This window comes from Oleiphilus sp. HI0086 (genome assembly GCF_001635225.1).
In genome coordinates this window covers 1-1,199 of sequence record NZ_LWFZ01001394.1, presented here as the reverse complement: position 1 = coordinate 1,199, position 1,199 = coordinate 1, and the positions used below count along the sequence as shown (strand labels likewise).

The following is a 1,199-nucleotide window of genomic DNA, read 5'->3' as shown; positions in this document are numbered from 1 at the left end:
CTATGCCTGTGCCAATGATGAATATCATCAATGGTGGTGAGCACGCAGACAACAATGTTGATATCCAAGAGTTTATGGTTCAGCCAGTTTCTGCTCCTACTTTTGCCGAAGCACTGCGTGCGGGCGCTGAAATATTCCATGGTTTGAAGAAGGTATTAAGTGAGCAAGGTCTAAATACCGCTGTGGGTGATGAGGGCGGTTTTGCGCCTGACTTGGCTTCTAATGCCGATGCATTGGCGGCAATCAAGGTTGCTGTAGCGAATGCAGGATACGAGCTAGGTAAAGACATTACGCTAGCCTTAGACTGTGCATCAACTGAGTTCTATGTTGATGGTAAATACGACATGAAAGGCGAAGGTAAGGCTTTCAGCCCTGAGCAGTTCTCTGATTATTTGGCTGAGCTTTGCGACCAGTATCCAATCGTTTCTATTGAAGACGGTCAGGACGAGTCGGATTGGGATGGGTGGAAGTATCAAACTGAAAAGTTGGGCGACAAAGTTCAATTGGTTGGTGATGACTTGTTTGTGACCAATACCAAGATTCTTTCTGAAGGTATCGAAAAAGATATTGCTAACTCGATTCTGATTAAATTCAACCAGATTGGTAGCCTGAGCGAAACCTTAGATGCGATTAAGATGGCTAAAGATGCAGGCTATACCGCAGTTATCTCACATCGTTCTGGTGAAACAGAAGACACAACAATTGCTGATTTGGCGGTTGGTACCTGTGCCGGCCAAATAAAGACTGGTTCACTTTGTCGTTCTGATCGTGTTGCTAAGTATAACCGCTTATTGAGAATTGAAGAGCAGTTGGGAAGCAAGGCGCCTTATAAGGGTAGAAGTGAGATCAAAGGACAGTAATTTCTGGCCTTGATTGAATGAAAAGCACTGTGCGTTGAACGTTCAGTGCTTTTTTGTCTTTAGGCAAAACAAGCCTTATCTTAAATTATGCTAATCTTCAGAATTCTTTTCGCTAAAAGCCAATTTCTGAACTAGAGTAAATTTATTCCAATATATGTTTGTTTATCCGTTTTTATGTAGCGGGGCTTTCTTGTCTCTACGCTGTGGTAGCGGGAAGAAATATCGTTTTTGCTTGTCTATGTGTCTTGTCAGCGTATGGCAATCTTTAAGTAATAATGTGACTAGTGTGAAGTTAAAGGTGTAGTGAAGTTGTCCTTATGAAAGTGCTCTGGAGTATAA

1 protein-coding gene is annotated in these 1,199 nt (G+C 42.4%); it reads left to right on the top strand.

Annotation, left to right across the window (positions count from 1 at the left end; translation table 11 throughout):
* On the top strand, nucleotides 1-860 hold an 860-nt coding region (eno, locus tag A3756_RS23785; RefSeq protein WP_068554867.1), incomplete at its 5' end, for a phosphopyruvate hydratase.
* Nucleotides 861-1,199 lie beyond the last annotated feature (339 nt).